This is a genomic window from Haloarcula sp. Atlit-120R (assembly GCF_003665885.1).
GTDB classification, from domain to species: domain Archaea; phylum Halobacteriota; class Halobacteria; order Halobacteriales; family Haloarculaceae; genus Haloarcula; species Haloarcula taiwanensis.
In genome coordinates this window covers 1-519 of sequence record NZ_QPLN01000057.1, presented here as the reverse complement: position 1 = coordinate 519, position 519 = coordinate 1, and the positions used below count along the sequence as shown (strand labels likewise).

Annotated in this window: 1 pseudogene; it reads right to left on the bottom strand. The window is 61.3% G+C overall.

Annotation, left to right across the window (positions count from 1 at the left end):
* Nucleotides 1-519, bottom strand: a pseudogene (locus tag DVK01_RS22460) (hypothetical protein); the annotation flags it as partial.

Sequence of the window (519 nt, the reverse complement as noted above, 5' to 3'; positions counted from 1 at the left end):
CGACGACCGAACCATCAACGCGCCACGTCAACGTGAGTTCCTCGCCCTGTGCGGTTCCGAGGTCGTCGTCAGAGATGTTGACGGAGAGCGTTGGCGTCGAATATCGGACGACCTCGCCACCGCTTGGGGATGAATATGCCGCTGAGATGTCTGGCGTCGTAACCGGGAAGTAGACCGCGTCGCGCCCGAGGCCGGCTGTCGGCTCAGAGCCGGCAGTCTCGAAGTCGACGCGGACGCGCCACTGGTCGGCGCTCGTTGAGGACAGGTCGGCGGTTTTGGTCCCACTGGTTGAGTGGGTCGCTGACGAGACGTTGGTCCACGTCCCAGATGACTCTGCCTGCCAAATCACGTCTGCGGTCGCATTGTCGAGTGAGAGGTCAACGCGCCCCTCAGCAGGGTCGGTGACGTTGTGGGTTGATGATATATATCTGCCAGAGTAACTCGACCCTGCACCGTGAGCGAAATCATCGAAGTACCCCGCACCATCGTTAGCTCCGAGTGTTGCGGTGTCCCAACCTG